Below are 349 nucleotides of genomic sequence, written 5' to 3'. Positions count from 1 at the left end.
GCATTTCACGCCGACTTCGGCATCCTGGTTGAATCTGGTGGAGCGCTTCTTCTCGACGCTGAGCGAGAAGTGGATCAAGCGCCAGGCACATACCAGCGTGAAGGATTTGGAGGAGTCTATTGAGTACTACCTGTCCACTCACAACGCCAATCCTCGGCCCTTTCGCTGGCATCGAAAGGCTGATGACATCTTGGCGAGCGTCGGCCGTGCAGCTGAGGCGCTAAGCCGAAAAATATGAGCATTATTTGAGAAGTACCACACTAGTCCTGAACGCTCAATGCAGTATCACCGGGTATCAAACCTTTTCAGACAGCCCCCCTCCGCAACCTGACCCGCCACCCTCAAGCCC

Annotated in this window: 1 pseudogene; it reads left to right on the top strand. The window is 55.0% G+C overall.

Annotated elements, in window-relative coordinates:
• Nucleotides 1-238 (top strand): annotated as a pseudogene (locus IAE34_RS24215) (IS630 family transposase); the annotation flags it as partial.
• Between the last annotated feature and the right edge of the window lie 111 nt (nt 239-349).

Source organism: Pseudomonas sp. S30 (assembly GCF_016518545.1).
In the GTDB taxonomy this organism is placed as follows: Bacteria; Pseudomonadota; Gammaproteobacteria; order Pseudomonadales; family Pseudomonadaceae; genus Aquipseudomonas.
The sequence above is the reverse complement of the archived record's forward strand: the minus strand, read 5'-3'. Positions and strand labels throughout refer to the sequence as shown.